1 protein-coding gene is annotated in these 1,362 nt (G+C 63.3%); it reads right to left on the minus strand.

What is annotated here, in order from left to right; all coding sequences use genetic code 11:
- Positions 1-67: 67 nt before the first annotated feature.
- Entirely contained in the window at positions 68-1,258 is a 1,191-nt protein-coding gene (locus AU187_RS16415; protein ID WP_059100812.1) for an IS481 family transposase, read from the minus strand.
- Positions 1,259-1,362: the final 104 nt, after the last annotated feature.

The raw sequence follows: 1,362 nt of genomic DNA on the forward strand, positions 1-1,362 counted from the left end.
CTGTCTGACGTCGGTTGATCCTTGACGAATCTGTTTCGGTTGATCCTTGACACTCGGTGTTAGTGGTTTAGGCCTGCTCGCGGGTGCGGAAGGCCCGTTTGTTTCTTACCTCTCCTTTGCTCGTGCGGGCGGCGGTCTTGACCAGAACGTCGCCAACGTAGAAGCGCAGCAAGTCGCTGTCGACGTGAACGTCGCACCGTGAACCTGCGTAATGCGCGCCGATACAGACCTGTTGCCAGGCCACGCTGACTACCCCGTTGGTGGTGACCCGGCGGCTGACCCAATCCGAACCGGCGCGCTCGCCGCGCAGACCCTCAGCCGGCGGCGTAGCCACACTGGATGCAGGCCCATGATTGAACCTCGACGCGGGCGTGGCCATCTGCAGCGACTGGTGCGGCCGCTCGGTGTTGTAGAAGGCCACCCACTCATCGAGTGCCTGCTGCGCGGTCCTCAGATTGGTGAACGGGTCTCGGCCACTGAGGAACTCCGCGCGCATCGTGCGGTGGAACCGCTCGATCTTGCCCGTCGTCGTCGGGCTACGCGGCTGGGTCAACAAATGCTCGACACCGTGTTGGCGACAGATCGCGTCAAAGAGCACCTCCACCGGAGGATGGTTGAACCGGCCCGTGAACACCTTGCCGTTATCGGTCAGGATCTGAGCCGGCGCCCCATAGGCGGCCAGGGCGCGACGCAGCCCCTCGCACACCGCGCGGGTACGTTCACGAGCCATCACCACCGCACACACGCACATCCGGGAATGATCATCGATACCGGTCAACACCTTGGCCGACGTGCCGTCGGCCAGTGCGAACCCGCCCACCACATCCATCTGCCACAGCTCCATCGCCGTGGCGCGTTCCCATCGTTTCCACTTGCGCGACCGCCGATCCCGCAGATTCGGATCAATCATCTGCGCGCGCACCAACGCCCGATACGCCGCCGACTCCGAGGGCACCGGTCTCACCCCACGTTTGGCCAACTCGAACACCAACCGCCGCGGCCCCCAATACGACCGTGACCGGCGCAGCTCCAGCAGCGCAGCCTCCACCTCGGCCGGCATCTGATGCGGACACCTGACGGGTCGGTGCGACCGATCCACCAGCCCATCGAGGCCCTCGGCCTCATAACGGGCCAACCAGGAGTGCAGCGTTTGGCGCGACACCCCAACCTTCGAAGCGACCTGCGAGATCGACAAACCATCGCTGATCACCGCCAACACGGCCTGATACCGCTGCTCGGCCACGCTCAACTCCCTCATCTAGGGAGTGTCAAGGATCAACCGAAGTAACTGTCAACCATCAGCCGAAACACTGTCGCCCATCAACCGAAGACGAAATGTCAAGCCTCAACCGCACTAATACA

It is taken from the genome of Mycobacterium sp. IS-1556 (assembly GCF_001499985.1).
GTDB lineage: Bacteria > Actinomycetota > Actinomycetes > Mycobacteriales > Mycobacteriaceae > Mycobacterium.